The following is a 26,406-nucleotide window of genomic DNA, read 5'->3' on the forward strand; positions in this document are numbered from 1 at the left end:
ACGCGAGTTTCCGGGCTTTTTTTGTCGATGCGGCGCGGTGCGATGCGCATCGCCGAAGCGGCGCGGCGCCAATTCGCGCCCGGTGCTACGATCGGGCTTTGCCTTCAGGAGCCGCCCATGAACGCGCTCGGCATCGTCTCCGAATCGAGCACCCGGACCTCGGCGCGCAAGCCGCCGTTCATCCCGTCGTTCGGCTTCCACGAAGTGCACGAATCGCAGCCGATCCATGCGTCGCCGGCCCGCATCATCGACGCGGTCGCGTCGCTCGACATGCGCGCCGATCCGGTCGTCGATGCACTGATGACGGTGCGCGAATTCCCGTCGGCCGTCGTCGACACGCTTCGCAACGGGCCGGCCCGAAGCGAACGCGCGCGTTTCGGTTTCCACACGTTCACGCTGCTTCACCGGGACGACACGTCGCTGTCGCTCGGTCTCGTCGGACGCTTCTGGCGCCCGACGACCGACGTACGCGCCATCGCCGATGCAACGGCCTTCGTCCGGCACGACGACCCACGCGACGCGAAGCTGGTGCTCCGGTTCGAAGTCGTCGGGCTGGCATCGGGTGCGTACATCCTGCGTACCGAAACCTTCATCCACTGCCCGATCGCACGGACGCGGCGGCTGTTTACGCCGTACTGGCTCGCGATCCGGCTGGGGAGCGGGTGGATCCGGCGCCGCATGCTGGCAGCCGTCGAAACGGCGCTGGCGTAGGCCAACGCATCAAAACGGCTTGATCACGACCAGCCCGACGACGATCCCCGCCGCGACCACGACAGCGCCCGCTGCCTGCCCGAGCCATTGCGCGGGCACGACGACGAGATCGTCGCGCTCCATGCGCCGCAGCGTGCCGGCCAGCATCCCGTGCAGCGCCGACAGCGCGGTGACGACTACCAGCTTCACCGACAGCCACGCAGCGCCGAACCAGTGTCCGCTCAGCGCGAGCGCAATCCCCGTGATCCAGACGAGCGCGAGCGCGGGCGCCGTCACCGAACGATCCCAGCGCCGCACCGCGCGATGCACGGCGAGGTTCGCGATACGGACGCCGACGGACAACATCAGCAGCCCGCCGACGAACGTGACGACGGCGACGACGTGCACGGCCTTGAGCAGCAGGTAGATCATTGCGCGTGCCGCCTGCGCGCGATCCATCCGGCGCTCGCCAGCCCCGCAAACGGCACGACGGCCGACAGCACGAGCCGTGCGACGTCGCCCTTGCTCCACAGCCCGCTCGACGCGGTGCCGACGACCGCCCACACGTACATCGCGAAAGCGATGCCGTGAATCGGCCCCATGATCGATACCGCGACCGGATAACCGGCCAGATGCTTGAGCGGCACCGCGATGCACACCAGCACGACGAGCGTGGTCGCCTCCAGTAGCGACAGGTACTGCAGGTTGCGCAACGCATTGCGATCGTCTTGTTTCATCGATGGGCCCTCAAGGTTGGTCAGCCGCAATTATGGCGTGTGGCACGGGCCCGATCCATTGGCTAGAATGCCATCTTTAAACGGATTCTGGCCACGGCCTCGAACGCCATGCATACGGTCGCCGTCCTCGCTCTGCCCGATGTCGTCCCGTTCGATCTGGGCGTCGCTTGCGATACGTTCGCGCGCGTGCGTTCGCCCGGCGTCGAGCATGCGTACCGCGTGCGCGTGTGCAGCGAGCATGCGCGCGTCGCCGGCGACCTGTTCGAACTGCGGCCCGCGTTTCGTCTCGATGCGCTCGCCGACGCCGACACGATCGTCGTCCCCGGCACGTCCGTGCCGCTCGCGCCGACGTCGCGCCGCGCGATCGCGGCCCTGCGCGCGGCGGCCGCGCGCGGTTGCCGGATCGCGTCGATCTGCAGCGGCGCGTTCGTGCTCGCGGAAGCCGGTCTGCTCGACGGCCTGCGCGCGACGACGCACTGGCTGGCGGCCGGCGAACTCGCGCGCCGCTACCCGAACGTGACGGTCGACCCGAACGTGCTGTTCATCGACAACGGGCAGATCCTGACGTCGGCCGGCGCAGCGGCCGGCCTCGATCTGTGCCTGCACATGATCCAGGCCGACTACGGCGCGGCGGTCGCCGTCGACGCCGCACGCTGCGCGGTGGCGCCGCGCGTCCGCGAAGGCGGGCAGGCGCAGTTCATCGCGCCGGAATGGCCGGCCGGCACCGACGGGCTGCAAAGCCTGATCGACTGGCTGCAGGCCAACCTGCACAAGCCGCTCACGCTCGACGCGATGGCCCGCAAGGCGTCGACGAGCGTGCGCACGCTGACGCGGCGCTTTCAGGAGCAGACGGGCACGTCGCCGCGGCAATGGCTGCAGACCGCGCGCGTCAGGCATGCGCAGCAGTTGCTGGAAGTCACGGAGCTGTCGATCGAACATGTGGCAACGGAAGCCGGGTTCGGTTCGGTGACCGCGTTTCGCGAGCGGTTCGCGCGCATCGTCGGCACGTCGCCGCAGCGGTATCGTCACGCGTTCCGCGCGCGGTCCGGCGCATGACGCTCGCGCTGCGCATCGGCACCCGACGCGTCGACCCGACGACGTGAACCCACGCGCACAATCGCCAGGATCGCGACCGGAAGCCGCCGCCCCCGCCACCTCGCCCGCCAAAGCCCCTTTCGCGCCAACCGGACCCGACCGATGACCCGCATCCGCAATCCCCTGAACATCGCGCAGCTCCAGGCGTTCGTCTCCGCCGCGCATCTCAAGAGCCTGCGCGCCGCCGCACGCGAGCTCGGCGTGACGCAGCCCGCGATCACGCACACGATCCGCGAACTCGAAACGGCGCTCAACGCGGAACTGCTCGCGCGCAGCGTGCGCGGCGTCGAGCTGACCGCCTGCGGCCATGCGCTGCTGCCGCGTGCCGAGCAGTTGCTCGGCGACATCCGCCGCACGGTCGAGGCCGTCGAACAGGTGAAAGGCGAGATGTCGGGGCGCGTCGCGGTCGGCACGATGCCGTCGATCGCGCTGACGGCGCTGCCGCACGCGGTGACGGCGTTCCGCCGGTCGATGCCGAACGTCAGCCTGCATCTCGAGGAAGTGACGGTGCCCGACGCGCTCGCGCAATTGCGCAACGGCACGCTCGACATCGCCGCGATGCACCATGTGCCCGCGCTCGACCGCGATTTCACGCAATCGCCGCTGCTGTCGACCGAATTCACCGTCGTGATGCGCGAAGGCCACCCGCTCGCGCATGCGCGCCGTTTAGAGGAATTGCTCGACGCCGAGTGGATCGTCACCGTCGGCGCCGAGCAGTTTCCGCACAGCGTGATGGTCGGGATGTTCGAGGCGCGCGGGCTGCCGCTGCCGAAACGCCTGCTGAGATCGCCGATGTCGTTCGCGGTGACGCTCGGGCTCGTCGCGCGCTCGGACGTGATCGGCTGCTTCACGCGCCCGCTCGCCGCGATGGTCGCGCCGCTCGGCATCCGCACGGCCGAACTCGACGAAAGCATGCCGCGCTTCGACCTGTCGATCATCGCGCGGCGCGACATGCTGCCCACGCCCGCCGTTTCGCAATTCGTCACGTGCCTGCAGCGGGCGGTCAACGAAACGCTCGGCTGAATCGTTCCTGTGTCTGAAACGGTCGCGCGCAGCCGCGCGCCGCCGCCGGGCCCGGTATCGGGGCTTGTCCTAGGCGCCCTGCCGGTATTTTGTCTTGATAATCTCCGCACGTCGTGCGCCCGCATCGGGCGGGCGAAACGGACAGTCCGGCGCGAAGCCGTGCCGGACCGAAGGCTTACGGCGCGGCACAACCGCGCACCCATCGAACAAAACGAGGAGTCACCGAGTGAAAAAGATTCTTGCGGCTGTGACCGTTGCCCTGCTTGCCGTATCGGCCGGCAGCGCGTACGCGAAGGACTGGACGACCGTGCGGTTCGGCGTCGACGCAAGCTACCCGCCTTTCGAATCGAAAGGCCCGGACGGCAAGGTGGTCGGCTTCGACGTCGACCTCGGCAACGAAATCTGCCGCCGCATGAACGCGAAATGCGTGTGGATCGAAAACGACTTCGACGGGATGATCCCGGCGCTGAAGGCGCGCAAGTTCGACGGCGTGCTGTCGTCGATGTCGATGACGCCGGCGCGCGAGGAACAGATCGCGTTCTCGTCGAAGCTGTTCAATACGCCGACGCGCCTCGTCGCGAAGAAGGGCGCCGGCCTGCTGCCGACGGCCGAATCGCTGAAGGGCAAGTCGATCGGCGTCGAACAGGGCACGATCCAGGAAACCTACGCAAAGACCTACTGGGCGGCGAAGGGCGTGAAGGTCGTCCCCTACCAGAACCAGGACCAGGTCTATGCCGACCTGATCGCGGGCCGTCTGGACGGCGCGCTGCAGGACGCGGTGCAGGCCGAGATCGGCTTCCTGAAGACGCCGCGCGGCGCGGGCTTCGATTTCGCAGGCAAGGATATCGACGATCCGAAGACGCTCGGCAACGGCGCCGGCATCGGCCTGCGCAAGGAAGACACCGACCTGAAGGCGAAGATCGACAGCGCGATCGCCGGCATGCGCAAGGACGGCACGTACGACAAGATCGCGAAGAAGTACTTCGATTTCGACGTCTACGGCAAGTAATCCGGCAAGCAAGCGAGCCATTCGCTTCGACGCAAACGGGCTCCGCAAGGAGCCCGTTTTTTTTGCGCGCACGGCGCCGGAAACGTTATTTTTTCCGCGCCAACCCGATGATTCTCAAGGAAAATCAGCGCGCTCTGTCACCGGTTTGATGGCGGCGACGCAGGCAACGTACAATCGATCTTCCACGCACACCGGATCATTCGCGGCTGCGCCGCACTCCCCTCATCATGCAAACGCAGACCCATCCGCTGATTTCCCCTGCCGTCGGCACCGAACGCCAGATCACGAGCTTCCACTACGGCCCGCGCGGCGGCAAGAAGGTCTATATCCAGTCGTCGCTGCACGCGGACGAACTGCCCGGCATGCTGGTCGCCGCGCTGCTGCGCCGCAAGATCGCCGCGCTCGAGACGGCCGGCAAGCTGCGCGGCGAAGTCGTCATCGTGCCCGTGCCGAACCCGATCGGCCTGTCGCAACACGTGTTCGGCGATCACCTCGGCCGCTTCGAGCTCGGCTCGATGCAGAACTTCAACCGCAATTTCTACGATCTCGCAGCGCTCGTGCTGCCGCGCGTCGAAAGCCGGCTCACGAACGACGCGCAGCGCAACCTCGTCGCCGTGCGCGCCGCGATGCGCGAAGCGCTCGACGAGCAGAAGCCGCGCACCGAGCTCGACTCGCAGCGCCTCGCGCTGCAGAAGCTGTCGTTCGACGCCGATATCGTGCTCGACCTGCACTGCGACAGCGATGCGGTGATGCACCTCTATACGAATCCCGATCTGTGGCAGGACGTCGAGCCGCTGTCGCGCTATCTCGACGCGCAGGCGTCGCTGCTCGCGCTGAATTCGGTCGGCAACCCGTTCGACGAGATCCACAGCTTCTGCTGGTCGGATCTGCGCAGCCGCTTCGGCGACCGCTTCCCGATCCCGAACGGCGCGATTTCCGTCACGGTGGAACTGCGCAGCGAACGCGACGTGTCGTACGAGTTCGCCGAAAAGGATTCTCAGGCGATCGTCGAATACCTGACCGAGCGCGGCATCGTCGACGGCACGCCGGCGCCGCTGCCGCCGCTCGCGCATCCGGCCACGCCGCTCGCGGGCACCGATCCGCTCGTCGCGCCGGTGTCCGGCGTGATCGTGTTCCGCACGCCGGTCGGCGCGATGATCGAGGCCGGCCAGGAAGTGGCCGACATCGTCGATCCGCTGACCGATCGCGTCGTCACGCTGAAGAGCAGCGTGTCGGGCGTGCTGTACGCGCGCCAGATCGTGCGCTTCGCGACGGCCGGCATGGAAGTCGCGCGAATCGCCGGCGCGACCGCGATCCGCACGGGTTCGCTGCTGTCGGCCTGAGATCGGCCCGCGCGCCGGGTAACGGCGCGCACCGACGCGTGCCAACACGCACCAATGCAATCGCCCGCTAGCGCGGGCGATTTGCTTTCCGATATGCCCGGCGATCCGGCCGGGCGGCGGCACGCCTGGGCGCTCAGAACGCCGGCACGATCGCGCCGCCGAACTTCTGGTCGATGAACTTGCGCACGTCGTCCGATTCATAGGCCGCGACGAGCTTCTTCACCCACGGCTTGTCCTTGTCCTGCGCGCGCACTGCGATCAGGTTCGCATACGGCCCGCGCAGATCCTCGATCGCGATCGCATCCTTCACCGGCGTGAGCCCCGCCTTCACCGCGTAGTCGGTGTTGATCGACGCGGCATCGACATCAGGCAGCGCGCGCGGCAGCTGCGCGGCATCGAGCTCGACGATCCTGATCTTCTTCGGATTCTCGGCCACGTCGAGCGGCGTCGCGTTCACGCCGTTCGTGCCGGCGCCCGGCTTCAGCTTGATCACCCCGTATTTCTGCAGCAGCAGGAGCGCGCGGTTGCCGTTCGACGGATCGTTCTGGATCCCGACCTTCGCACCGACCGGCAAGTCCTTCAGCGACTTGATCTTCTTCGAATAGAAACCCATCGGCGCCGTGTAGGTGAGCCCGACGTTGACGATCCTGTAGCCGCGCTGCTTGATCTGGCTGTCGAGGAACGGCTGGTGCTGGAAGCCGTTCGCGTCGAGGTCGCCCGAATCGAGCGCCGCGTTCGGCTGCACGTAGTCGTTGAATTCGATGACCTTGATCGCAAGCCCTTCGCGCGCGGCCACTTTCGTTACTTCGGTCCAGATCTGCGCGTCGGGGCCGCTCATCGTGCCGATCTTCAGCGTTTGCGGGTCGGCGTGCGCGCCGGGCGTCGCGAATGCCAGCGCCGCGGCGAGTGCGCCGAGGCCGGTCAGGATCGAACGTCGCATGGTGTCCTCTTGTCCCGTGTCGTTGTTGGAGCACGGATCGTGGCACGGGGCCCGAACACCGCCAACCAAGCTTATTTCATGTGCATATTCCCGATCGGGATCGAATCTCAGCCGAAATCGGTATAACTCCCTCGCATACAGCCGGGCAGAATTCAGGGCCTGCTTGCATAGGGAACGGACATGCGTTCCCTATGCAAGCAGGCCGTAATGTCGCATCGGCACCACACATTCTTCATATGACAGTCGCTGTCATATTCATTACGTGGCCCGCCGATAAAGTTGCCGCCGGTCCGTGAAAGCGCCCATAGAGAGCGCCGGAACCGCAACTGGACACGCCATTCATTCGCTCGGAGAATCCTTTGAACAAGAAACTGTTGACCATCGCCGCCCTCGCAGCAACGGCCGGCACGGCACACGCGCAAAGCAGCGTGACCCTGTACGGCGTCATCGATGCCGGTATCAGCTACGTGAACCACAGCAAGACCGCCAACGGCGGCTCGGGCAAGCTGTTCAAGTACGACGACGGCGTTGCCCAGGGCAGCCGTTGGGGCCTGCGCGGCACCGAAGACCTCGGTGGCGGCCTGAAGGCGATCTTCGTGCTCGAAAACGGCTTCAACAGCGGCAACGGCACGATCGGCCAGGGCGGCGCGATCTTCGGTCGCCAGGCTTACGTCGGCCTGAGCCAGTCGCAATACGGCACGGTCACGTTCGGCCGCCAGTACTCGTTCTCGACCGACATCCTCGGCTCGAACTACTCGACGGGCGGCAACACGGTCGCGGGTAACTACGCGTACCACGTGAACGACGTCGACCAGCTCACGTCCAGCCGCATCAACAACTCGGTGAAGTTCCAGAGCGCGAACTACGCGGGCTTCACGTTCGGCGCGTTGTACGGCTTCTCGAACTCGACCGACTTCGCCGGCGCACCGGCCACGACGTCGGGCACGACGACGACGGCAGGCTCGTCGCGCGCATACAGCTTCGGCCTGAACTACGCGAACGGCCCGTTCTCGCTCGGCGCTGCCTACACGGACATCCGCTTCCCGAGCCAGTCGACGCCGGCGTTCTCGACGACGATCGCGAACATCAGCACGGGCAACATCCGCGACCTGCGCACGTATGGCGTCGGCGGCCGCTACATCTTCGGCCCGGCGACCGCATGGCTGCTGTGGACGCGCACGCAGTTCACCCCGCTCGCGAGCGGCGCATCGGGCACGTTCTACAACGCGTATGAAGCAGGCGTGAAGTACGCGATCACGCCGGCCCTGTCGGCAGCCGCCGGCTACACGTACACGAACGCGACGCAAAGCGGCGGCTCGGCGCACTGGAACCAGGGCAACCTGGGTCTCGACTACGCGCTCAGCAAGCGTACGGACGTGTACGGCCTCGTCGTCTACCAGAAGGCGTCGGGCAACAACGTGCAGGCGCAGATCGGTTCGAGCACGAGCTACTTCAACACGTCGGGCAACGGCTCGTCGAACCAGCTCGCCGCTCGCGTCGGCATCCGTCACAAGTTCTAAAGCATCCGCTTAACTCGCGGATCACGACGGCAAGAAGCGCCCCGCTCCACGCGGGGCGCTTTTTTATCTGCTTTTAAGTTTCGCTTAATTCTGGGCTGAGAGGATGCTCTCACCCCCCCTGTTGGCCGCCTGAGCATCGGCGGCTTTTTTTTTTAAATGCCGACGGCGCCGCCATCGATTGCCCACAAGACAGGATCGGAGGCCATGATGATCGAAGATACCGTTTTCAGCCATCTGCACGCGATTCTGACGTGCCAACACTCGCTGCCGGTCCAGAGCTGCCGCGTATCGGTAGCAATGCAGCGCCCGTGGGGCCGCCCGTACCGGCTCGTCGAATGGACGATGCATCTCGACGCGCCCGCGCGGCGCCAGATCGTGCCGGCCGAATCGACCGACGAAGAGATCGCCGAGGTCGTTGCGTCGCACGTGCCGGGCCGGCTTTACGGCGACGGCCGGCTGCAGTTCTGAACGCCTCCCTGTTCCCCCGCTTCCCGTATTTCGGCCGCCCCGCACGCATCGTGCGGCAGTCGGTCTCGTTTGACGCGGCAACGAAACCTGCTACGCTGCGCGTTTTCGTCCACGCAACACACGATGGAAAACTCATTCAACGAACGCGGCGTCATGATCACGCGCAACGGCCTGTCGGCCGCCGGGCAGGTATTCGCGCTGCGTGACATCCGCCACGTCGACGTCGTCAAGATTCCGAAAAACCGCGTCGTTCCGGCGCTGATCTCGCTGATCGGTGCGGCCGCCGCCATCGCAGGCGGCATCGGCGCATCGAGCGCCGCACTCGTCGTCGGCGTGATGCTCGCCGTCGTCGGTTATCTCGCCTGGACCACGCAGGACGTCACGTATCGCCTGATGGTCGAGATGCCCGACGGCAAGCGCGAAGCGCTGTCGAGCGTCGATGCCGAATTCGTCGAACGCGTCGCGCAGGTCGTGCGCGATGCGCAGGTCGTGCGCGATGCGCAAGCCGCGACGGCTGCAGGCTGATTCCATTCGCATCGCTGCACGCTTGGATGCGCGATCCGCGGATGCGCGCGGCGCGTATCGGCTCGCGCGGCACATCGTTGCGTCGGGCCGAGTCGTCTTCGTCGAATCGGCTTCCCGCATCATCAGCGCGAACCCCGCGCCTGCGCTGCGTACGCCGACCGCCTAGTATGGAAAGAGCGGCCCGCCGCCGCATCGTCCGAGGAGGTCGGCATGAACGTTCAATTGCTGTCCGGCATGCTTCGCGCGCAGGAACTGCTGCTCGTGTCGATGATCCGCGCGCTTCCCCTTGACGAACGCCGTGCGCTCGTCGAGCTCTACACCGAACAGATCGCGTTCGCCGAACAGGCGGGCCTCGAAAGCCACAGCGATCGCGCAACGCACGATGCGTTCATCGCGCATGCGCGCAACCTGCTGATCCGCATCGAAGCGCTGGCCTAGCGCTGGCGCGCCTGCGCGTTTCTCCCGAATTTCCCGCCGCGGCTCACTCGAGCCGCGCAGGCAAGCGCTCACCCGCACGGGCCGCTTTCCTTCCTTGTACTGATAATGATTCTCATTTACACTGGTAAAGTTATCAGTTTCTTTCAATTCGCCGTTCGCCGCATGCCGCGCGCGGACGGGCCAGCCAGGTGAACGCGTCACCCAGCCAGCCTTCGGGCTTGTTTTCGTCAATGGGAGACCACCTGTGCATTGCTATCCGCTGGCGCGGCGGCCGATCTGTGCCGCGCTGTTCGGCGCGTTCGGCCTGTCCGCCGCCCCGGCTCACGCCGATTCGTCGCCGCAAGGCGCCACCCCGCCTCCTGCCGTCCTCGTCGCCGCGTCCACGCGCGGCGATGCGGCGCTGCTCGACCCCGTCACCGTCACGGCCACCCGCACGGCCACCGCTGCGAGCCGCACGGCGGCGTCCGTGTCGGTGATTACCGACGAGGATCTCGAGGAACAGCAGGCCACGAACATCAAGGACGCGCTGCGCTACGAGCCGGGCATCACGGTGCGCCGCACCGCGTACCGGCCCGGCAGCGCCGCGCTCGGCGGCGGCCGCGACGGCGATTCGAGCATCAACATCCGCGGCCTCGAAGGCAATCGCGTGCTGCTGATGGAAGACGGCATCCGCCTGCCGAACGCATTCTCGTTCGGGCCGCTCGAAGCGGGGCGCGGCGACTACGCCGATCTCGACACGCTCAAGCGCATCGAGATCCTGCGCGGGCCGGCCTCGGCGCTCTACGGCAGCGACGGCCTGACCGGCGCCGTGAACTTCATCACGAAGGATCCGCGCGACCTGCTGTCGATCTACCACAAGCCCTATTACTTCTCGTTCCGGCCGAGCTACGACTCGGCCGACCGCAGCATCGGCGCGACCGTGTCGGCCGCGGGCGGCAACGACCGCGTGCAGGGGATGATCATCGCCGACGGCCGGCGCGGCCACGAGGTCGACACGCGCGGCGGCAACAACTCGGCGAGCACGCTGCGCACGACGTCGAACCCGCAGGACGTCTATTCCGAATCGCTGCTCGGCAAGCTCGTGCTGACGCCCACCGCGCGCGACACGATCAAGTTCACCGCGGAAACCGTGCAGCGGCGCGTGAGCACCGACGTGCTGTCCGCGATCAATCCGCCGAATACGCTCGGCCTCACGACGAACGACCGGCTCGAGCGCAACCGCTTCAGCGTCGACTACGACTTCCGCGACGACGCGTTCCGCTGGTTCCAGACCGCGCACGTGCAGTTCTACTACCAGGACGCGAAGCAGGACCAGTACGCGTTCGAGACGCGCGGCGCGCCGCTGAAGTCGCGCTCGCGCGACAACCAGTACAAGGAACGCACGTTCGGCGGCTCCGCGTTTGCCGAAAGCGGCTTCGCGACCGGCCCGCTCGCGCACAAGCTGCTGTACGGCATCGACGGCAGCCTGTCGCGCGTGACGAACCTGCGCGACGGCACGGTGCCGGGCGTCGGCGAAGCGTTCCCGAACAAGGCATTCCCCGACACCGACTACACGCTGTTCGGCGCGTTCGTGCAGGACCAGATCGGCTACGGCCGCCTGCTCGTCACGCCGGGCCTGCGCTTCGACACATACCGGCTGAGCCCGACCGGAAACGATCCGCTGTTCACCGGCAAGGCCGTGTCGACGAGCGCGAACGAACTGTCGCCGCGCGTCGCCGTGCTCTACGAGATCACGCCCGCGGTCATTCCGTACGTGCAGTACGCGCACGGCTTCCGCGCGCCGACGCCCGACCAGGTGAACAGCAGCTTCTCGAACCCGGTGTACGGCTACACGTCGATCGGCAATCCGAACCTGAAGCCCGAGACGAGCGACACGTTCGAAGCCGGCCTGCGCGGCAAGGCCGGCACGGGCTACGGCGTCGTGCGCTACAGCGCGGCCGCGTTCACGGGCCGCTACCGCAACTTCATCTCGCGCACGACGATCGCCGGCAGCGGCCGGCCGGCCGACCCGTTCGTGTTCCAGTACGTGAACTTCGCCGACGCGCGCATCCACGGCCTCGAAGGCCGCGCCGAATGGGCGATGCCGAACGGCATCACGCTGAAGACGGCGATGGCGTTCACGAAGGGCTCGACGCAGAACGACGGCGCGGCCAGCCAGCCGCTCAACACGGTCAACCCGTTCTCGGCCGTGTTCGGCGTGCGCTACGAGCCGGGCGAGCGCTGGTTCGTGCAGACCGACCTGCTGTTCCAGGCCGCCAAGCGCGACAAGGACATCGACAAATCCGACTGTTCGAACAAGGCGTGCTTCACGCCGCCGTCGTCGTTCGTCGTCGACCTGCGCGGCGGCTACCGCTTCAACAAGCACGTGAGCGCAACGATCGGCATCCGCAACCTGTTCGACCGCAAATACTGGAACTGGTCGGACGTGCGCGGCATCGCGGCCGATTCGCAGGTGCTCGATGCGTATACGTCGCCCGGACGCACGGTCGCCGTCAGCATGAAAGTGGATTTCTGATGCGCGAAGCCCGCGCTGCCACCCCAACCGTTACTTGAAGGAGTCCGACATGATGCAATCCGCCCTTCCCGGTCAACCGGCCGGCCCGGCCCGCGCGGCCGCCGCACTGCGCGACGCGTTCATCAAGCTCAAGACCGAGCGCCAGCTGCGCAACCGCGACGTCGCGCAGGCGCTCGGCGTCAGCGAAGGCGAGGCGCTCGCCGCGTTCGTCGGCGAGCACGTCGTGCGGCTCGACGCGCGCTTTCCGGCGATGTTCGAGGAAATGCCGCGCCTCGGCCGCGTGATGGCGCTCACGCGCAACGACACGGCCGTCCACGAAAAGGACGGCGAATATGCGCAGATGAGCCATGACGGCCCCGTCGGCCTCGCGCTCGGCGACATCGACCTGCGGATCTTCTATCGCCACTGGGTGTCGGCGTTCGCGGTGCGCGACGAGACCGCGCACGGCCCGCTGAAGAGCCTGCAGTTCTTCGACGCGCAGGGCCATGCGATCCACAAGGTCTACCTGCGCGCGCACAGCGACCACGCCGCGTACGACGCGTTCGTCGAACGCTGGCGCGCACCGTCGCAGGAGCCGGGCCTCGACGTCGCGCCCGCCGCGCCGAAGACGCCCGAGCGCGCCGACACCGAGATCGACGTCGCGGGCTTCCGCGCCGCGTGGGACGCGATGACCGATACGCACCAGTTCTTCGGCATCACGCAGCGCTTCGGCGTGAGCCGCATGCAGGCGCTGCGCCTCGCCGATCCGCAATACGCGTATCCGGTCGAAACCGCGCGTGCGCTGCGCCACGTGCTCGAACGGGCCGCGCAAAGCGGCCAGCCGATCATGGTGTTCGTCGGCAATGCGGGGATGATCCAGATCCATACGGGCCCCGTCGCGAACGTGCGCGAGGTCGGCGCGTGGATCAACGTGCTCGACCCGGGCTTCAACCTGCACGTGCGCGAGGACCTGATCGCCGCCGCGTGGGTCGTGAAGAAGCCGACGAGCGACGGCATCGTCACGTCGCTCGAACTGTTCGACCGGCAGGGCGACCACGTCGCGCTGCTGTTCGGCGAACGCAAACCGGGCAAGGTCGAACGCGACGACTGGCGCGCGCTCGTCGCGACGCTGCCGCCGGCCGCACGCGGGGACGCGCGGTGAGCGCGCGATCGTTCGATCCGCGGCGCCGCACGGTGCTGGCGAGCGCGGCGGCTGGCGCGCTCGCGGGCGCGCTGCCGGGCCGCGTGCTCGCACAAGCCGCGCAGGCCGCACCGAAGCGCGTGGTCGTGATCGGCGGCGCGCTCGCGGAAACCGCGTTCGCGCTCGGCGGTGCCGAGACGCCGCGCTACCGGCTCGTCGGCGCCGACACGACCTGCACGTACCCCGACGCCGCGAAGCGCCTGCCGAAGGTCGGCTACCAGCGCGCGCTGTCGGCCGAGGGGCTGCTGTCGCTGCGGCCCGATCTCGTGCTCGCGTCGGCCGAAGCCGGCCCGCCCACCGCGATTGCGCAGGTGAAAAACGCCGGTGTCGCGGTGACGACGTTCGACGAACGCCACGACGTCGAGTCGGTGCGCGCGAAGATCACCGGCGTCGCGCAGGCGCTCGACGTGCGCAATGCGGGCGCCGCGCTGCTGCAGCGCTTCGATCGCGACTGGCAGGCCTCGCGCGACGCGGTCGCCGTACGCGCACCCGGCGGCGCGCAGCCGCCGCGCGTGCTGTTCGTGCTGAACCATACCGGCAACCAGGCACTCGTCGCCGGCCAGCGCACGGCCGCCGACGCGATGATCCGCTACGCAGGTGCGCGCAACGCGATGCAAGGCTTCGATCATTACAAGCCGCTGACGACCGAGGCGCTCGCGGCCGCCGCCCCCGACGTCGTGCTGATCTCCGACGAAGGGCTCGCGGCCGTCGGCGGCCGCACCGCGCTGCTCGCCACGCCCGGCTTCGGCGCGACACCGGCCGGCCGCGCGCAGCGCGTCGTGTCGCTCGATGCGCTGTTCCTGCTCGGGTTCGGCCCGCGCCTGCCGCTCGCCGTCACGACCCTGCACCGACGCCTGTCGGATGCACTCGCCTGATTCCGGACCGCCCCGATGCCCGCTCACGCTTCGCCTTTCCCTGCACCGTCGCCCGCCTCGCACTCCGGCGCCGCGCGCATCGGTACGTCGCGCCGCTTTGCACCGTTCGCGCTGGCCGCGCTCGCGTGCCTCGTGTGCGCGATGTCCGTCGTCGCGCTGTGCGTCGGCGCGTACCGCATTCCGCTCGCGCAAGCATGGGCCGCGCTGACCGGCGATGCAGCCGCGCAGCAGGCCCGCGCGGTGCTGCTCGACATCCGTGCGCCGCGTGTCGCGCTCGCGCTGCTGGTCGGCGGCGGCTTCGGCGCGACCGGCGCCGCGATGCAGGCGCTGTTCCGCAATCCGCTCGCGGATCCGGGGCTCGTCGGCGTGTCGAGCGGCGCCGCACTCGGCGCGACGACGACGATCGTGCTCGGCCCTGCCCTATTTGCCGCGCACGTGAGCGCGGCCGCATTGCCCGTCGCGGCCTTCGCGGGCGCGCTCGCGGTCGCGGCGCTCGTCTACCGGCTCGCCGCATCGCGCGGCCGGCTCGCGCTGCCGCTGCTGCTGCTCGCCGGCATCGCGATCAACGCGCTGGTCGGCGCGGCGATCGGGCTGCTGACATTCGTCGCCGACGACGCGCAGCTGCGCTCGCTGACCTTCTGGAGCCTCGGCAGCCTCGGCGGCGCGCAATGGTCCGCGCTGGCGGCCGTCGCGCCGTGCGTCGCGATCGGCTGCGTGCTGCTCGCACGTGAACGCGATGCATTGAACGCACTGCAGCTTGGCGAAACCGAGGCGCTGCATCTCGGCGTGCCGGTGCAACGGCTGAAGCGGCGCGTGCTCGTCGCGGTCGCGCTCGCGGTCGGCGCGCTCGTGTCGTGCGCGGGCATCATCGGCTTCATCGGGCTCGTCGCGCCACATTGCGTGCGGCTCGCGTGCGGCCCCGACCAGCGCATCGTTCTGCCCGGCGCCGCGCTGCTCGGCGCGCTGCTGACGCTCGCCGCCGATCTCGCCGCGCGCACGGTCGCCGCGCCCGCCGAAATCCCGCTCGGCGTGCTGACCGCGCTGCTCGGCGCGCCGTTCTTCCTCGCGCTGCTGTGGAAAAGCCGCGGCGCGCTCGGCGGCTAACCCTTCCGTCACGATGACCATGCTGACCGCCCACCATCTCGACGTCGCCCGCCGACACACCGCCATCCTTCGCGACCTGTCGCTGTCGATCGAGCCCGGCCGCGTGACCGCGCTGCTCGGCCGCAACGGCGCGGGCAAGAGCACGCTGCTGAAGACCTTCGCCGGCGAGCTGACCGGCAGCGTCGCGCCGAACGGCGTGCGCGTGACGGGCAACGTCACGCTGAACGGCGAACCGCTCGCACGCATCGACGCGCCAAGGCTCGCGTGCCTGCGCGCGGTGCTGCCGCAGGCCGCGCAGCCGGCCTTCCCGTTCAGCGTCGACGAAATCGTGCTGCTCGGCCGTTATCCGCATGCGCGGCGCAGCGGTGCGCGGCACGTGATCGCGCACCGCGATCGCGACATCGCGTGGCGCGCGCTCGAACGCGCGGGTGCCGAAGCGCTCGTCGGTCGCGATGTCACGACGCTGTCGGGCGGCGAACTTGCACGCGTGCAGTTCGCGCGCGTGCTCGCGCAGCTGTGGCCGGACGACGACGGTATGGAGGGCGGCCCGCGCTACCTGCTGCTCGACGAGCCGACCGCCGCGCTCGATCTCGCACATCAGCACCGGCTGCTCGATACCGTGCGCGCGGTCGCACGCGAATGGCAGCTCGGCGTGCTTGCTATCGTGCACGACCCGAACCTCGCCGCACGGCACGCAGATACGATCGCGATGCTCGCCGACGGCACGATCGTCGCGCACGGCACGCCGCGCGACGTGATGACGCCCGCGCATATCGCGCAATGCTACGGATTCGCGGTGAAGATGGTGGAAACCGGCGACGGTACACCGCCGGTGATGGTGCCTGCGTAGCGTAGGCAAATACTGCACGGTCGTTGCGTCGCTCGATGTCCTACGCTGCCTTCAACTGCGACGTTCACCCAACATCATTCGCGCATCCCCTTCGAGGAGCCTCTCGTGCCGCTTTCAATAACCCGCATCATCCTGTACGTCCGCGACGTCGCGTTGCAGAAGGCGTTCTACCAGCGTTATTTCGACCTGCCAGTCATCGAGGAAATCAATGGTGAATGGGTCGTGCTCGATGCGGGCGCGATCGAACTGGCGCTGCATCTGGCGGGCCCGGCGTTTCGCCAAACAACCTCGTTCGTGCATGCGAATTCCGACGCAAACGCCGTGAAGCTCGTTTTCTCGATCGACGCCGATATCGACACGCACCGCGACCGACTCTCCCGCGACGGCGTGACGGTACGCGATCTCAAGCGCTACGACGGATTCGCATACCGGATGTACGACGGCCTCGATCCGGAGGGCAACGTCTTTCAGGTGATGCAGCCGGACTGAATGTCGGCGCGCGGGCCGCGCTCAATGCTCGACATCCGCCGCACCGAAGGTCCGCATCTTCCACCCGAGCCGCACCGCAAGCATCCGCATCGAGAATCCGGCCGCCAGCGCGATCACCGTCGCAAAGCCCGCATCGATGCCGAGATGCTGGATCCCGACATACAGCGTGCCCGTGACGAACGCGACGCTCGCGTACAACTCCTCGCGCAGGATCAGCGGCATCTCGTTGCACAGCAGGTCGCGCAGCATCCCGCCGCACACGCCCGTGATCGCGCCGGCCAGCACGACGATGATCGGCGCCGTGCCGGTCGACGCGCCGATGTCGCAGCCGATGATCGTGAACGCCGCGAGGCCGATCGCGTCGACGGTAACGAACAGCGTCTTCATCCGCGCGACATGCCGGGCAACCCACGATGCGACGGTCGCCGCGACGAGCGTGATCACGAGGTATTCGGGATGCGCGATCCAGCCGAGCGGATAGTGGCCGAGCAGCACGTCGCGCACGGTGCCGCCGCCGAGCGCCGTCACCGCGCCGACGAGCGCGAGCCCGAAGCGGTCCATCCCGCGCCGCATGCCCATCAGCGCCCCCGACATCGCTTCCGCGACGATCGCAATCAGATAGAGCGTATGCATCGCGCGCGTCAGTCGTCGGTCCGGAACAGGTCGAGCACGCGTTCGCGCTCGGCCGCATCGACCGCTGCGGGCATCGGCTCGCCGGGCTTGCCGTGGTCGGCAGGCGCGTCCGACGCGTCCTGCACCGCCGCGCCGCCGCAGGCGAAGCGGCTGCGGATGTATGGCGGCACGTCGGCCGTGCACGTGCCGCGCGTGTATTCGGCGTAGACGAAGTCGCCGTCGACGAGCGCAACGTCCTGCGGCGGCGAAGCATCGACCGGCGTGCGCCCGTCGACGGCCGTCTTCATGTAGTCGAGCCAGACCGGCAGCGCCAGCGTCGCGCCGGTCGCGCGCCCCATCGGACGCGGCGTGTCGTAGCCGAGCCACGCGACCGCAACGATGCCCGACGAGTAGCCGGCGAACCACACGTCCTTCGATCCGTTCGACGTGCCCGTCTTGCCGGCCGCGTCGTCGCGGCGCAGCGCCAGCGCGCCGCGCGCGGTGCCGGCCCGCACGACGTCGCGCAGCATGCCGTCCATCACGAACGCGTTGCGCGCCGACACGACGCGCTCGCCTGCCGGTGCGGTCGCCTCGTACATCGCGCCGCCGTGACGCTGCTTCACCGACAGGATCAGGCGCGGTTCCATCCGCGTCCCGCCGTTCGCGAACACGCTGTACGCGCTCGCGAGTTCCAGCGGCGTCACCGCGCCCGCGCCGAGCGCGAGCGGCAGCGATGCCGGATTGCGCTGCGCGTCGAAACCGAAGTGCGCCGCGTGCTGCTGCACGTAGCGCGCGTCGGCGGCCTGCATCAGGCTGACCGCGACCAGGTTCTTCGAGCGCACGAGCCCGCGCCGCACCGGGATGAAGCCCTCGTAGCGGTTGCCGAAATTGCGCGGACGCCACGGTCGCGCGCCGGTTTCCTCATGCGTGAGCGTGCGCTGCGTATCGTCGACGAGCACGCCGGGGAAGTAGCCCTTCTCCAGCGCCGCCGAATAGACGAACGGCTTGAAGCTCGAACCCGGCTGGCGATACGCCTGCAGCGCATGGTCGAACACGTTGCGATTGAAATCCGCGCCGCCGACGAGCGCGAGCATGTCGCCGGTGGCCGCATCGAGCGACACGAGCGCGCCTTCGAGCCCGTTGCGCGCATCGCGCGTCGCGCGTGGCTGCCGGCTCAGCGTGCGGTCGAGCGCGGCTTCGGCCGCGCGCTGGTCGCGCATCGAGACCGTCGTCGTCACGTCGAGGCCGAGCGTATAGGCATCGTCGTGAAAACGCTCGACCATCATGCGGCGCGCGCGCTCGGCAACGTACGGCGCGGCGACGATCCCGGGCGGCGGCGTGGTCGCCAGCGCGATCGGCGCGTCGACGGCCGCGCGGTACGTCGCGTCGTCGAGCTGGCCGAGCGCGTGCATCCGGCCGAGCACATAGTTGCGCCGCGCGGTTGCGCGCGACGGGTTGACGACCGGGTTGAACGCGGACGGCGCCTTCGGCAGCCCCGCGAGCACGGCCGCCTCGCCCGCGCTCAGCGCGTCGAGCGGCTTGCCGAAATACACGTTCGCGGCCGCCGCGAAACCGTACGCGCGCTCGCCCAGGTAGATCTCGTTCATGTACAGCTCGAGCAGCTTGTCCTTGCTGTATTCGCGTTCGAGCTTGGCCGCCATCAGGATCTCGGCGAGCTTGCGGCTCAGCACCTTGTCGCGCGTCAGGTAGAAGTTGCGCGCGACCTGCATCGTGATCGTGCTGCCACCCTGCCCAGGCTGCCCCGTCACGACGTTCGCGAACGTCGCGCGCGCGAGGCCGCCGACATCGACCGCGCCGTGCTGGTAGAACTTCGCATCCTCGGCCGCGAGCAGCGCCTGCCGCATCAGCGGCGGAATGCGTTCGAGCGGCACGAACTCGCGCCGCTCGATGCCGTATTCGGCCAGCAAGTCTCCGTCGCGCGAGAAAATCCGCAGCGGCAGCGCGGGACGATAGACGGCCAGGTGCTCGACGGACGGCAACTGCATCCAGATGCGCTGGATCGTCCATGCGCCAATGCCCGCGCACGCGAGCGTCAGGCCGAGCAGCGCGCCCGCGAGCGTGCGCCATACGCGTCGGCGGCGCGGCGGCGCGGGTTGCGGCGGAGGGGAAGCGGTGTGGTCGGTCATGTCGGGCTCCTTCTTCGAGGCCGCGACGGCCGGCGCGCGACAGGCGCCTGCCGATCGCAGAAGGCGCGCATTGTCGAAGGGATGGCGCGAAACCGGAACATTCTTTAGCCAAAGTTTGGCAGGCTGAATTTTATTTAGGAAAGCGCGCCGGAGCCGTTCGCGCAGCGCATGCCGGCCTGCGGCGCACCGTCGGACAAACCGCGCGGCATGCGGTCCGGTTCGCCTGTACCATCGCGTGATGTTCGATCGATACATCGGCCTGTGGGGCCTCGTTCCCGACGGCGGCCCGATCCTGACCGCGAGCGGCGGCCTGCTGCCCGTTCTCTGGCACGCGCGACCCGCGATGCTGAAGGTCGCCACGTGCGACGAAGAGCGTCGCGGCAATGCGCTGATGACCTGGTGGAACGGGCAAGGCACCGCGCAGGTGTGGCAGCACGACAGCGACGCGATCCTGCTCGAACGCGCGCAGCCGGCGCCGTCGCTGGCCGGCTTTTCGGCTTCGGGTCATGACGACGACGCGATGCGCATCGCGTGCGACGTCGTCGCGCGGCTGCATGCGCATCGTGCTGAGCCGCCTGCGGTCGTGCCGCTGCACGACTGGTTCCATGCACTGCTGTCGGATGCCGCGGCCAACGACGTGCTGCGCCGATCGGCCGCAACGGCACGCGCGCTGCTGTCGGCACAGCCCGTCGATGAAGTCGTCCTGCACGGCGACATCCATCACGGCAACATCCTGCATTTCGGCTCACGCGGCTGGCTCGCGATCGACCCGAAGGGGCTGCGCGGAGAACGCGGCTTCGACTACGCGAACCTGTTCTGCAATCCCGCGCACGACATCGCGGTCGACCCGGTGCGCTTCGAGCAACGCGTCGCGTGCGTGGCCGACGCCGCGCAGCTCGACCGCCGCCGGCTGTTGCAGTGGATTCTCGCGTGGGCGGGCCTGTCGGCCGTATGGCTGATGGAAGACGGCCTGCCGCCCGATACGCGGCTGCAGGTCGCGGCGCTGGCCGCGACCGCGCTCGGCCTGTAGCGCGCACGACGCCGGCCGCACCGCCCATGAAAAAGCCCGCCGGCATGCACCGGCGGGCTTGCGTATTCGACTGCTGGCGCGGCGCTTAGCGCGCGGGGTTCAGCGTCAGGTTCATGTGACGGTTCACGTCCTTGTACAGCAGGTAGCGGAAGCGGCCAGGGCCGCCCGAATAGCATGCCTGCGGGCAGAACGCGCGCAGCCACATGAAGTCGCCCGCTTCCACCTCGACCCAGTCCTGGTTCAGGCGATAGACGGCCTTGCCTTCGAGCACGTACAGGCCGTGCTCCATCACGTGCGTTTCAGCGAACGGAATCACGCCGCCCGGCTCGAACGTCACGATGTTCACGTGCATGTCGTGGCGCATGTCGCTCATGTCGACGAAGCGCGTCGTCACCCACGCGCCGTTGGTGCCCGGCATCGGGATCGGTTCGACGTCCTGCTCGTTGGTCACGAAGGCTTCGGGGAGCGGGATGCCGTCGACGGCCTGGTAATGCTTGCGGATCCAGTGGAAGCGCACCGCGGCATCGCTGACGTTGTGCAGCGTCCAGTCCGCACCCGGCGGAATGAACGCGTAGCCGCCCGGCTTCAGCACGTGCTTCGAGCCCTGCAGCGTCAGCTCGGCTTCGCCTTCAACGACGAACAGCACGGCTTCGGCGTTCTTGTCCTGCTCCGGCTTGTCGCTGCCGCCGCCCGGGTTCACTTCGACGATGTACTGCGAGAAGGTTTCGGCGAAACCCGACAGCGGGCGGGCGATCACCCACAGGCGCGTGTTCGTCCAGAACGGCAGCCAGCTCGTGACGATGTCGCGCATCACCCCCTTCGGGATCACCGCGTACGCCTCGGTGAACATCGCGCGATCGGTCAGCAGATCGGTCTGCGGCGGGTGGCCGCCATGCGGCGCGTAATACGTTGTCTTAGACATATGCATCCAGGCAATGGGTTGGTCCGGCCCCGGGCGCAAACGGCATCGGGCGGCACGCATGCGCGTGGGGCGCGCATGCGGCGGCGGGACATCGTTGCCGGGGTGGCTTGAAAGCGCATGCGCCTTCGTTCGGTCGGCCAGGCTTCGCGACGGATCCGTCCGGTTGATCGGACGCGGCGACCGATGCTGGTGGAGCCGGTGGCCGGGCCGCGGCGTTCGCGCTCATGCGACGAGGCGAGACGCGGCGGATGGCTCGGTTCGATTCCGTACGCGGGCATCGCTGACGATAGCGAAGTCGATCGCGATCGACCAATTAAATGTTGCGATGCTATCCATTCGATTTCCCACTACTCGCCGGCGCGTGCGATGCGCGGCGAAGCAGCGTGGCGCGGCAGTCTGCGTATCGGGGAAATCCTGACGGTCGGGGGGTGACGCGAACGATCGCCCGGACGTTGGGGATGCGACGCATCCGATCGCGGCAACACGGGTTGCACGCGCGGGCCGCGATACATCCGGTTACGCAGATCGAGGATGGTCAATGTGCGCGTGGCCGCGAAGCACTCCGCCCCGGTCGCGAACCATTGTCAGGCTGGAACCGGCAGACGTGTCGAACGGAATCTGCGTAATGGCGTTCGCCGATCTTGCGCCGGCGCATTCAGGCGCGGCAGGCTTTGTAGTCGGGAAGCGGGAAATACGGCGAGGAGAGAAATTGCCTGCCCGTCGGTCGGGCGTATGGCAGCGGCTGATGAAACCGGAAAGGGTCGCCGGTCTGGCCGGCGATGGCGGCCCGGCAGGCCGCCGGGCCGATTCTCGCGTCGGGTGCCGACGCCGTCGGCGCGACGGTGCGCAGGTCGCGCACCGTGCCGCGCCAGCGGCGATCAGTCCCAGTCGCGGTGGTGATGATGCTTGTGGCGACGATAGCCGCGATCGCCGCGATAACCGCGATCGCCGTAATCGCGTTCGTACGAGCTGCGCGACATGTTGCCGCCGAGCGCCGCGCCCGCGCCGCCGCCGACCGCCGCGCCCAGCAGGCCGCCCGTGCGGCCGCCCATCGCGTTGCCTGCCGCGGTACCTGCGCCGCCGCCGAGTGCGCCGCCGATGATCGCGCCGGTGCGCTCGCGACGGTTCGACGTCACCGCACCACCCGCGCCGCCGCCGATGGCGCCGCCGATTACCGAGCCGGTGCTGCCGCCGACCGCGCCGCCGACCGCTGCGCCGGCAACCCCGCCGAGCGCGCCGCCAAGCGCGTTGTTCAAGTCACCGGCCAATGCCGGCAGTGCAGTCGTGCCGGTCAGCGCGGCGACGACGAGAGCGGGGGCGATTTTCTTCCACATTCCCGTATTCTTCCTTGTTCGCAATCTGGTTATCGAAGGTCCGCTCGGTACGACGATCTGAATCGATCGACATCGATTCAGGCATTGTGCCGAACCCCGGACCAATTCATTTCATTGAGCTTGCGGCGAAGAATAGCATCGGTCCCACACCCTTGATGTGGACATTCTGGTAACAAGTTGTTTGCGAATAACGGACCTCGAACGCGCTCCGCGAAATCGCCTGAAACCCTTGCCGGTATTGGCTTCGGCGGCGGTCCGGCCGTCACGAATGGCAGACCGGCCACGCGCAACGTCGCACGTTCGAGACACACGTGGCAACACATCGGGCACGTGTCGCGAGCGAGCGCCGAAACGACGGTCGGGGTGGGATGAAGGGTCAGTACACGCCGGGCAGCAGCCGCCAGGTCCGCGCGCAATACGCGTCGTATTCGGCGCCGAATTGCGAACGCAGCAGCGCTTCCTCGGAGCGGATACGCGCGACGAGCGGCACCGTCATCAGCGCGACCAGCAGCACGCCGACGCCCGAGCGGAACGCGAGCGCCCAGCCGACCGAATTGACGAGCAGGCCGAGATAGCTCGGATTGCGGATGCGGCGATAGATGCCGTCGGTCACGAGCGTATGGCCCGGCTGGATCGCGACGAGCCCGCTGAAGCGCTTGCCGAGCACGAACACGGGCCAGATGCGCAGCGCCCCGCCCGCGATGTACAGCGCGACGCCGAACCATCGCACCGTATCGCCGCCGAGGGTCCAGAAATCGAGCCGGTCGGTCAGCGCGGGCAGATACGCGAGCAGGAAGCCGCTCACCGCGAATGCCGCGAGCACCCAGCGGTTGTCGCGGTTCTCGCGCTCGCCGGCGCTCAGGTTGCCTTCGGTGAACATTGCGACGACGGCCATCGCGAGTGTCGCGACGACGATGACGATCAGCGGCGGATGCGAGAAAAAGGCGGCGAACCCGCCGAAACCGAGCACGGCGAGCCCGAGATAGACGAGCGTCGATACGCCCGACAGGACAGCGACCTTGCGTGTGACGGACATGGCGGCCTCACAGGATGCGCTTTCCTGTGAAGTATAGGAACCGCGCGCACGATGCGCAGCGTGCCGTCGTCATGCGGCGCGCGAATCCGCGCGAACCTTCCGGTGAGGGGCAGCGAACCGGTGCGGGCAAGGCCCGCGCCGGGTACCCGATCAGCGGATGCGGAAGTTGCCGCCGATCCCGACGCTGACGGGCGGCGCGTAATACGCCGGCGCGTAGCCGTAGTAGGCCGGCGCGGGCGCGTAACCGTACGGCGGCGCGACGTAGCAGCCGGACAGGCCGCCGATCAGGGCAAGTGTGATGAGAAGTCTGGACATGGCTCGATTCCCGGCGCGAAAGACGAATGACACCTTGCGAAGACCATGCCGCCGGAGGCGACGGCGGCCGGCACGAAGAGGCGATCCGCTCTTCCTGTCGCTCGATGAAGTAATGCGCGGAGTCTAGCGCCGGGCTTGCCGAGCCGAGTTTCGCCGGCGGTTACACGTGTTACTTCGCGTGACCGCCGAAACAGGCGACGGCGGCGCGGCAGCCGGCCGGTTCTCGGCCGCCGTGCCGCGCCGCGTGCCGTCGATCCGTTACACGAAACGCGCGCGAATGCGCTGCGCGATCGATTCGAGCGTTGCCGCGTCGGCGATGTCGCGCGCATGCATCCGTAGCTCGGCGCCTTCCCAGCGCGGGATCACGTGGAAGTGCACGTGCGGGACCGTCTGGCCCGCCGCCGCGCCATTGAACTGGCCGATGAACACGCCGTCCGGCTCGAGCGCCGCGCGCACGGCTGCCGCGACGCGCTGCGTCATGCGGATGCCGGCCGCGGCCGCGTCGCCGGACAGCTCGAAGATCTGCGCGGCCGGCTCCTTCGGGATCACGAGCACGTGACCGTCGGCCTGCGGCATCAGATCCATGATCGCGAGGGTCGCGTCGTCTTCCGCGACCTTCACGCACGGCAGTTCGCCACGCAGGATTTTTGCGAACGGGTTGTTGTTGTCGTAGGACATGGCGGTTTCCGATAACGGTTGAACAGGGTGAGCATTCGATGCCGGACGATTATCGGCCTTCGGCGCTCGATATTTCAACTTGTCAGGTCGTGTCGCCATTGCAGCGAACAATCGATGCCGGCGCGCATGCAACGTGCACAGCCGGATGGAATAAGCAGCCGTCGCCATCCGTTTATTTCGAGCGCGGGTTCGCGCGGCAAGATCGCGACCCCGCGCCGGACACCCGTCGGCTGCGCTGGCCGGCAGCCGGGATGACTGCTCGCGTTCATCAACCGGAGTCATGCCATGGACCCTCTCCCCACCTGTCGTTCCCCCGCCCCGCCCGTCTTCGCCGCGCACCCGCCGGCATACGCGCGCGCCTCGCACGCGCTGGCGCGCACGTTATGCCGCGCGGCTTGCGCCGCCGGGCTGGCCGCCTTGTCGTCGACGTTCGCGTGGGCCGGCAGCAACGACATCATCCTGCCGCCTTCGTCGGTCACCGCATCGACCGTGCCGGCCAACGGCGATCTCAATCCGTACGGCATCGCGTTCGTGCCGCGCGGCGTGCCGACCTGGAGCCCGCTGAAACCGGGCGACGTCGTCGTGTCCAACTTCAACGCGGCGTCGAACCTGCAAGGCACCGGCACGACGATCGTGAAGCTGTCGCCCGGCAATACGCCGGCAACGTTCTTCCAGGGCCGCAATCTCGGCCTGACGACCGCGCTCGCGGCGCTGCGCAGCGGCTTCGTGCTGGCCGGCAACGTGCCGGCGCCGGACGGCAAGACCGTGGTCGCGCCGGGCTCGCTGCTCGTCATCAATCCGCAAGGCAATCTCGTCACGCAACTGGTCAGCGCCACACTGCTCGACGGGCCGTGGGACATGACCGTGATCGATCGCGGCCAGCGCGTGACCGCGTTCGTGTCGAACGTGCTGAACGGCACGGTCGCGCGGATCGAACTGGCGATCGGCAACGACGGCGTCACGATGCTGCCGAGCTCGCGCATCATCGCATCGGGCTACGTGAACCGGACCGATCCCAATGCACTCGTCGTCGGCCCGACCGGCCTCGCGTACGACCCGAACGTCGACGTCCTGTATGTCGCGTCCACCGGCGACAACGCGGTGTTCGCGATCCAGAACGCCGCGTCGACGAACCGCAACGGCGGCGTCGGCCGGATGATCTACTTCGACACGAAGCACCTGCACGGCCCGCTCGCGCTGGCGCTCGCGCCGAACGGCCATCTCGTGACCGCGAACGGCGACGCGGTCAACGCCGACCCGCTGCATCCGAGCGAGATCGTCGAATTCACGGTGGACGGGCGCTTCGTCGCGCAGATGCAGGTCGATATCGTGCCGGGCGCGGCATTCGGCCTTGCATTCGGGCGAGGCAGCAAAGGCCAGCCGCAATTCGCGGCCGTCGACGACAACACGAATACCGCGACGGTCTGGACACTGCGTTCGGACAACGACAACACGCAATGACGCGCCGCGTGAACGGGCCGCGTGCGGCCCGTTCACGTAACCGATCGACACATACGATTCGCACACGCCG

The 26,406-nt window shown here is 68.1% G+C and carries 27 protein-coding genes; 17 read left to right on the plus strand and 10 right to left on the minus strand.

What is annotated here, in order from left to right; translation table 11 throughout:
* Window positions 1-117 precede the first annotated feature (117 nt).
* A complete protein-coding gene (locus AC3WLY_RS23630; protein ID WP_175960051.1) occupies window positions 118-711 on the plus strand; it encodes a hypothetical protein in 594 nt (197 codons plus the stop codon).
* A 9-nt stretch (window positions 712-720) separates the two neighbouring features.
* Here the strand turns inward: AC3WLY_RS23630 and AC3WLY_RS23635 are convergent, their stop codons facing one another.
* Window positions 721-1,122, minus strand: coding sequence for a CopD family protein (locus AC3WLY_RS23635; protein ID WP_492309758.1), 402 nt, complete (start codon window positions 1,120-1,122; stop codon window positions 721-723).
* On the minus strand, window positions 1,119-1,427 hold the full coding sequence (locus AC3WLY_RS23640; protein ID WP_111019019.1) for a DUF3817 domain-containing protein: 309 nt from the start codon (window positions 1,425-1,427) through the stop codon (window positions 1,119-1,121). Before AC3WLY_RS23640 ends, AC3WLY_RS23635 begins: the two co-directional genes overlap by 4 nt.
* A gap of 108 nt (window positions 1,428-1,535) precedes the next feature.
* Between AC3WLY_RS23640 and AC3WLY_RS23645 the strand changes: the two genes are divergently transcribed.
* From AC3WLY_RS23645 to AC3WLY_RS23660, 4 genes are all read left to right on the plus strand, one after another.
* Window positions 1,536-2,483: a GlxA family transcriptional regulator gene (locus AC3WLY_RS23645; protein WP_492309757.1), complete on the plus strand. Its 948-nt coding sequence runs from the start codon at window positions 1,536-1,538 to the stop codon at window positions 2,481-2,483.
* A 141-nt stretch (window positions 2,484-2,624) separates the two neighbouring features.
* Window positions 2,625-3,545 carry a LysR substrate-binding domain-containing protein gene (locus AC3WLY_RS23650; RefSeq protein ID WP_165948156.1) on the plus strand — a complete coding sequence of 307 codons (921 nt, stop codon included), beginning with the start codon at window positions 2,625-2,627 and terminating at the stop codon, window positions 3,543-3,545.
* Window positions 3,546-3,771: 226 nt separating this feature from the next.
* The gene (locus AC3WLY_RS23655) at window positions 3,772-4,554 is read left to right on the plus strand and encodes a lysine/arginine/ornithine ABC transporter substrate-binding protein (protein ID WP_310136621.1); all 783 of its coding nucleotides are present in this window, start codon (window positions 3,772-3,774) and stop codon (window positions 4,552-4,554) included.
* Between the two features lie 227 nt (window positions 4,555-4,781).
* On the plus strand, window positions 4,782-5,897 hold the full coding sequence (locus AC3WLY_RS23660) for a succinylglutamate desuccinylase/aspartoacylase family protein (RefSeq protein ID WP_175960048.1): 1,116 nt from the start codon (window positions 4,782-4,784) through the stop codon (window positions 5,895-5,897).
* 133 nt (window positions 5,898-6,030) lie between these two features.
* Here AC3WLY_RS23660 and AC3WLY_RS23665 read toward each other — a convergent pair whose 3' ends face one another.
* Window positions 6,031-6,837, minus strand: coding sequence for a MetQ/NlpA family ABC transporter substrate-binding protein (locus tag AC3WLY_RS23665; protein WP_175960047.1), 807 nt, complete (start codon window positions 6,835-6,837; stop codon window positions 6,031-6,033).
* A 359-nt stretch (window positions 6,838-7,196) separates the two neighbouring features.
* On the opposite strand from AC3WLY_RS23665, the gene AC3WLY_RS23670 reads away from it, so the two are divergent.
* The 10 genes from AC3WLY_RS23670 (at window position 7,197) to AC3WLY_RS23715 (ending at window position 16,801) form a co-directional block, all read left to right on the plus strand.
* Window positions 7,197-8,357: a porin gene (locus AC3WLY_RS23670; protein WP_425132377.1), complete on the plus strand. Its 1,161-nt coding sequence runs from the start codon at window positions 7,197-7,199 to the stop codon at window positions 8,355-8,357.
* Between the two features lie 207 nt (window positions 8,358-8,564).
* Window positions 8,565-8,825, plus strand: coding sequence for a DUF2866 domain-containing protein (locus AC3WLY_RS23675; protein ID WP_072440302.1), 261 nt, complete (start codon window positions 8,565-8,567; stop codon window positions 8,823-8,825).
* A 123-nt stretch (window positions 8,826-8,948) separates the two neighbouring features.
* Complete coding sequence (locus tag AC3WLY_RS23680) at window positions 8,949-9,350, plus strand: DUF6232 family protein (RefSeq protein WP_492309756.1); 402 nt, start codon at window positions 8,949-8,951, stop codon at window positions 9,348-9,350.
* A 210-nt stretch (window positions 9,351-9,560) separates the two neighbouring features.
* Window positions 9,561-9,788, plus strand: a complete 228-nt coding sequence (locus AC3WLY_RS23685) for a hypothetical protein (protein WP_492309755.1) — start codon at window positions 9,561-9,563, stop codon at window positions 9,786-9,788.
* Window positions 9,789-10,032: 244 nt separating this feature from the next.
* On the plus strand, window positions 10,033-12,303 hold the full coding sequence (locus AC3WLY_RS23690; RefSeq protein ID WP_492309754.1) for a TonB-dependent hemoglobin/transferrin/lactoferrin family receptor: 2,271 nt from the start codon (window positions 10,033-10,035) through the stop codon (window positions 12,301-12,303).
* 49 nt (window positions 12,304-12,352) lie between these two features.
* Entirely contained in the window at window positions 12,353-13,444 is a 1,092-nt protein-coding gene (locus AC3WLY_RS23695; RefSeq protein ID WP_492309753.1) for a hemin-degrading factor, read from the plus strand.
* Entirely contained in the window at window positions 13,441-14,358 is a 918-nt protein-coding gene (locus tag AC3WLY_RS23700; RefSeq protein ID WP_492309752.1) for a heme/hemin ABC transporter substrate-binding protein, read from the plus strand. Before AC3WLY_RS23695 ends, AC3WLY_RS23700 begins: the two co-directional genes overlap by 4 nt.
* Before the next feature lie 15 nt (window positions 14,359-14,373).
* Window positions 14,374-15,462 carry a FecCD family ABC transporter permease gene (locus AC3WLY_RS23705; protein WP_310136630.1) on the plus strand — a complete coding sequence of 363 codons (1,089 nt, stop codon included), beginning with the start codon at window positions 14,374-14,376 and terminating at the stop codon, window positions 15,460-15,462.
* Window positions 15,463-15,481: 19 nt separating this feature from the next.
* A complete protein-coding gene (locus AC3WLY_RS23710; protein ID WP_175960042.1) occupies window positions 15,482-16,312 on the plus strand; it encodes a heme ABC transporter ATP-binding protein in 831 nt (276 codons plus the stop codon).
* A 105-nt stretch (window positions 16,313-16,417) separates the two neighbouring features.
* Entirely contained in the window at window positions 16,418-16,801 is a 384-nt protein-coding gene (locus tag AC3WLY_RS23715; protein ID WP_175960041.1) for a VOC family protein, read from the plus strand.
* Window positions 16,802-16,822: 21 nt separating this feature from the next.
* Here the strand turns inward: AC3WLY_RS23715 and AC3WLY_RS23720 are convergent, their stop codons facing one another.
* Window positions 16,823-17,434, minus strand: a complete 612-nt coding sequence (locus tag AC3WLY_RS23720; protein ID WP_175960040.1) for a trimeric intracellular cation channel family protein — start codon at window positions 17,432-17,434, stop codon at window positions 16,823-16,825.
* An 8-nt stretch (window positions 17,435-17,442) separates the two neighbouring features.
* Window positions 17,443-19,560, minus strand: a complete 2,118-nt coding sequence (locus AC3WLY_RS23725; protein WP_175960039.1) for a penicillin-binding protein 1A — start codon at window positions 19,558-19,560, stop codon at window positions 17,443-17,445.
* 238 nt (window positions 19,561-19,798) lie between these two features.
* Between AC3WLY_RS23725 and AC3WLY_RS23730 the strand changes: the two genes are divergently transcribed.
* A complete protein-coding gene (locus AC3WLY_RS23730; protein WP_175960038.1) occupies window positions 19,799-20,590 on the plus strand; it encodes an aminoglycoside phosphotransferase family protein in 792 nt (263 codons plus the stop codon).
* A gap of 85 nt (window positions 20,591-20,675) precedes the next feature.
* Here AC3WLY_RS23730 and AC3WLY_RS23735 read toward each other — a convergent pair whose 3' ends face one another.
* The 5 genes from AC3WLY_RS23735 to AC3WLY_RS23755 form a co-directional block, all read right to left on the minus strand.
* A complete protein-coding gene (locus AC3WLY_RS23735; RefSeq protein WP_060240603.1) occupies window positions 20,676-21,512 on the minus strand; it encodes a bifunctional allantoicase/(S)-ureidoglycine aminohydrolase in 837 nt (278 codons plus the stop codon).
* Between the two features lie 878 nt (window positions 21,513-22,390).
* The gene (locus AC3WLY_RS23740) at window positions 22,391-22,846 is read right to left on the minus strand and encodes a hypothetical protein (RefSeq protein WP_034181694.1); all 456 of its coding nucleotides are present in this window, start codon (window positions 22,844-22,846) and stop codon (window positions 22,391-22,393) included.
* A 376-nt stretch (window positions 22,847-23,222) separates the two neighbouring features.
* Window positions 23,223-23,882, minus strand: a complete 660-nt coding sequence (locus AC3WLY_RS23745) for a methyltransferase family protein (protein WP_175960036.1) — start codon at window positions 23,880-23,882, stop codon at window positions 23,223-23,225.
* 150 nt (window positions 23,883-24,032) lie between these two features.
* A complete protein-coding gene (locus tag AC3WLY_RS23750; protein ID WP_162836114.1) occupies window positions 24,033-24,197 on the minus strand; it encodes a hypothetical protein in 165 nt (54 codons plus the stop codon).
* A 258-nt stretch (window positions 24,198-24,455) separates the two neighbouring features.
* Window positions 24,456-24,875, minus strand: coding sequence for an HIT family protein (locus AC3WLY_RS23755; RefSeq protein WP_072440179.1), 420 nt, complete (start codon window positions 24,873-24,875; stop codon window positions 24,456-24,458).
* A 285-nt stretch (window positions 24,876-25,160) separates the two neighbouring features.
* On the opposite strand from AC3WLY_RS23755, the gene AC3WLY_RS23760 reads away from it, so the two are divergent.
* Window positions 25,161-26,336, plus strand: coding sequence for a YncE family protein (locus tag AC3WLY_RS23760; protein WP_492332722.1), 1,176 nt, complete (start codon window positions 25,161-25,163; stop codon window positions 26,334-26,336).
* Window positions 26,337-26,406: the final 70 nt, after the last annotated feature.

This window comes from Burkholderia sp. FW306-1C-G01B (assembly GCF_058781685.1).

What these genes read in the sequence shown, in the direction of transcription:
- AC3WLY_RS23630 (WP_175960051.1), top strand. Translation starts at nt 118, where the DNA reads ATGAACGCGCTCGGCATCGTCTCCGAATCGAGCACCCGGACCTCGGCG.
- AC3WLY_RS23635 (WP_492309758.1), bottom strand. Translation starts at nt 1,122, where the DNA reads ATGATCTACCTGCTGCTCAAGGCCGTGCACGTCGTCGCCGTCGTCACG.
- AC3WLY_RS23640 (WP_111019019.1), bottom strand. Translation starts at nt 1,427, where the DNA reads ATGAAACAAGACGATCGCAATGCGTTGCGCAACCTGCAGTACCTGTCG.
- AC3WLY_RS23645 (WP_492309757.1), top strand. Translation starts at nt 1,536, where the DNA reads ATGCATACGGTCGCCGTCCTCGCTCTGCCCGATGTCGTCCCGTTCGAT.
- AC3WLY_RS23650 (WP_165948156.1), top strand. Translation starts at nt 2,625, where the DNA reads ATGACCCGCATCCGCAATCCCCTGAACATCGCGCAGCTCCAGGCGTTC.
- AC3WLY_RS23660 (WP_175960048.1), top strand. Translation starts at nt 4,782, where the DNA reads ATGCAAACGCAGACCCATCCGCTGATTTCCCCTGCCGTCGGCACCGAA.
- AC3WLY_RS23665 (WP_175960047.1), bottom strand. Translation starts at nt 6,837, where the DNA reads ATGCGACGTTCGATCCTGACCGGCCTCGGCGCACTCGCCGCGGCGCTG.
- AC3WLY_RS23675 (WP_072440302.1), top strand. Translation starts at nt 8,565, where the DNA reads ATGATCGAAGATACCGTTTTCAGCCATCTGCACGCGATTCTGACGTGC.
- AC3WLY_RS23680 (WP_492309756.1), top strand. Translation starts at nt 8,949, where the DNA reads ATGGAAAACTCATTCAACGAACGCGGCGTCATGATCACGCGCAACGGC.
- AC3WLY_RS23685 (WP_492309755.1), top strand. Translation starts at nt 9,561, where the DNA reads ATGAACGTTCAATTGCTGTCCGGCATGCTTCGCGCGCAGGAACTGCTG.
- AC3WLY_RS23695 (WP_492309753.1), top strand. Translation starts at nt 12,353, where the DNA reads ATGATGCAATCCGCCCTTCCCGGTCAACCGGCCGGCCCGGCCCGCGCG.
- AC3WLY_RS23705 (WP_310136630.1), top strand. Translation starts at nt 14,374, where the DNA reads ATGCCCGCTCACGCTTCGCCTTTCCCTGCACCGTCGCCCGCCTCGCAC.
- AC3WLY_RS23710 (WP_175960042.1), top strand. Translation starts at nt 15,482, where the DNA reads ATGCTGACCGCCCACCATCTCGACGTCGCCCGCCGACACACCGCCATC.
- AC3WLY_RS23720 (WP_175960040.1), bottom strand. Translation starts at nt 17,434, where the DNA reads ATGCATACGCTCTATCTGATTGCGATCGTCGCGGAAGCGATGTCGGGG.
- AC3WLY_RS23725 (WP_175960039.1), bottom strand. Translation starts at nt 19,560, where the DNA reads ATGACCGACCACACCGCTTCCCCTCCGCCGCAACCCGCGCCGCCGCGC.
- AC3WLY_RS23730 (WP_175960038.1), top strand. Translation starts at nt 19,799, where the DNA reads ATGTTCGATCGATACATCGGCCTGTGGGGCCTCGTTCCCGACGGCGGC.
- AC3WLY_RS23735 (WP_060240603.1), bottom strand. Translation starts at nt 21,512, where the DNA reads ATGTCTAAGACAACGTATTACGCGCCGCATGGCGGCCACCCGCCGCAG.
- AC3WLY_RS23740 (WP_034181694.1), bottom strand. Translation starts at nt 22,846, where the DNA reads ATGTGGAAGAAAATCGCCCCCGCTCTCGTCGTCGCCGCGCTGACCGGC.
- AC3WLY_RS23745 (WP_175960036.1), bottom strand. Translation starts at nt 23,882, where the DNA reads ATGTCCGTCACACGCAAGGTCGCTGTCCTGTCGGGCGTATCGACGCTC.
- AC3WLY_RS23750 (WP_162836114.1), bottom strand. Translation starts at nt 24,197, where the DNA reads ATGTCCAGACTTCTCATCACACTTGCCCTGATCGGCGGCCTGTCCGGC.
- AC3WLY_RS23755 (WP_072440179.1), bottom strand. Translation starts at nt 24,875, where the DNA reads ATGTCCTACGACAACAACAACCCGTTCGCAAAAATCCTGCGTGGCGAA.
- AC3WLY_RS23760 (WP_492332722.1), top strand. Translation starts at nt 25,161, where the DNA reads ATGGACCCTCTCCCCACCTGTCGTTCCCCCGCCCCGCCCGTCTTCGCC.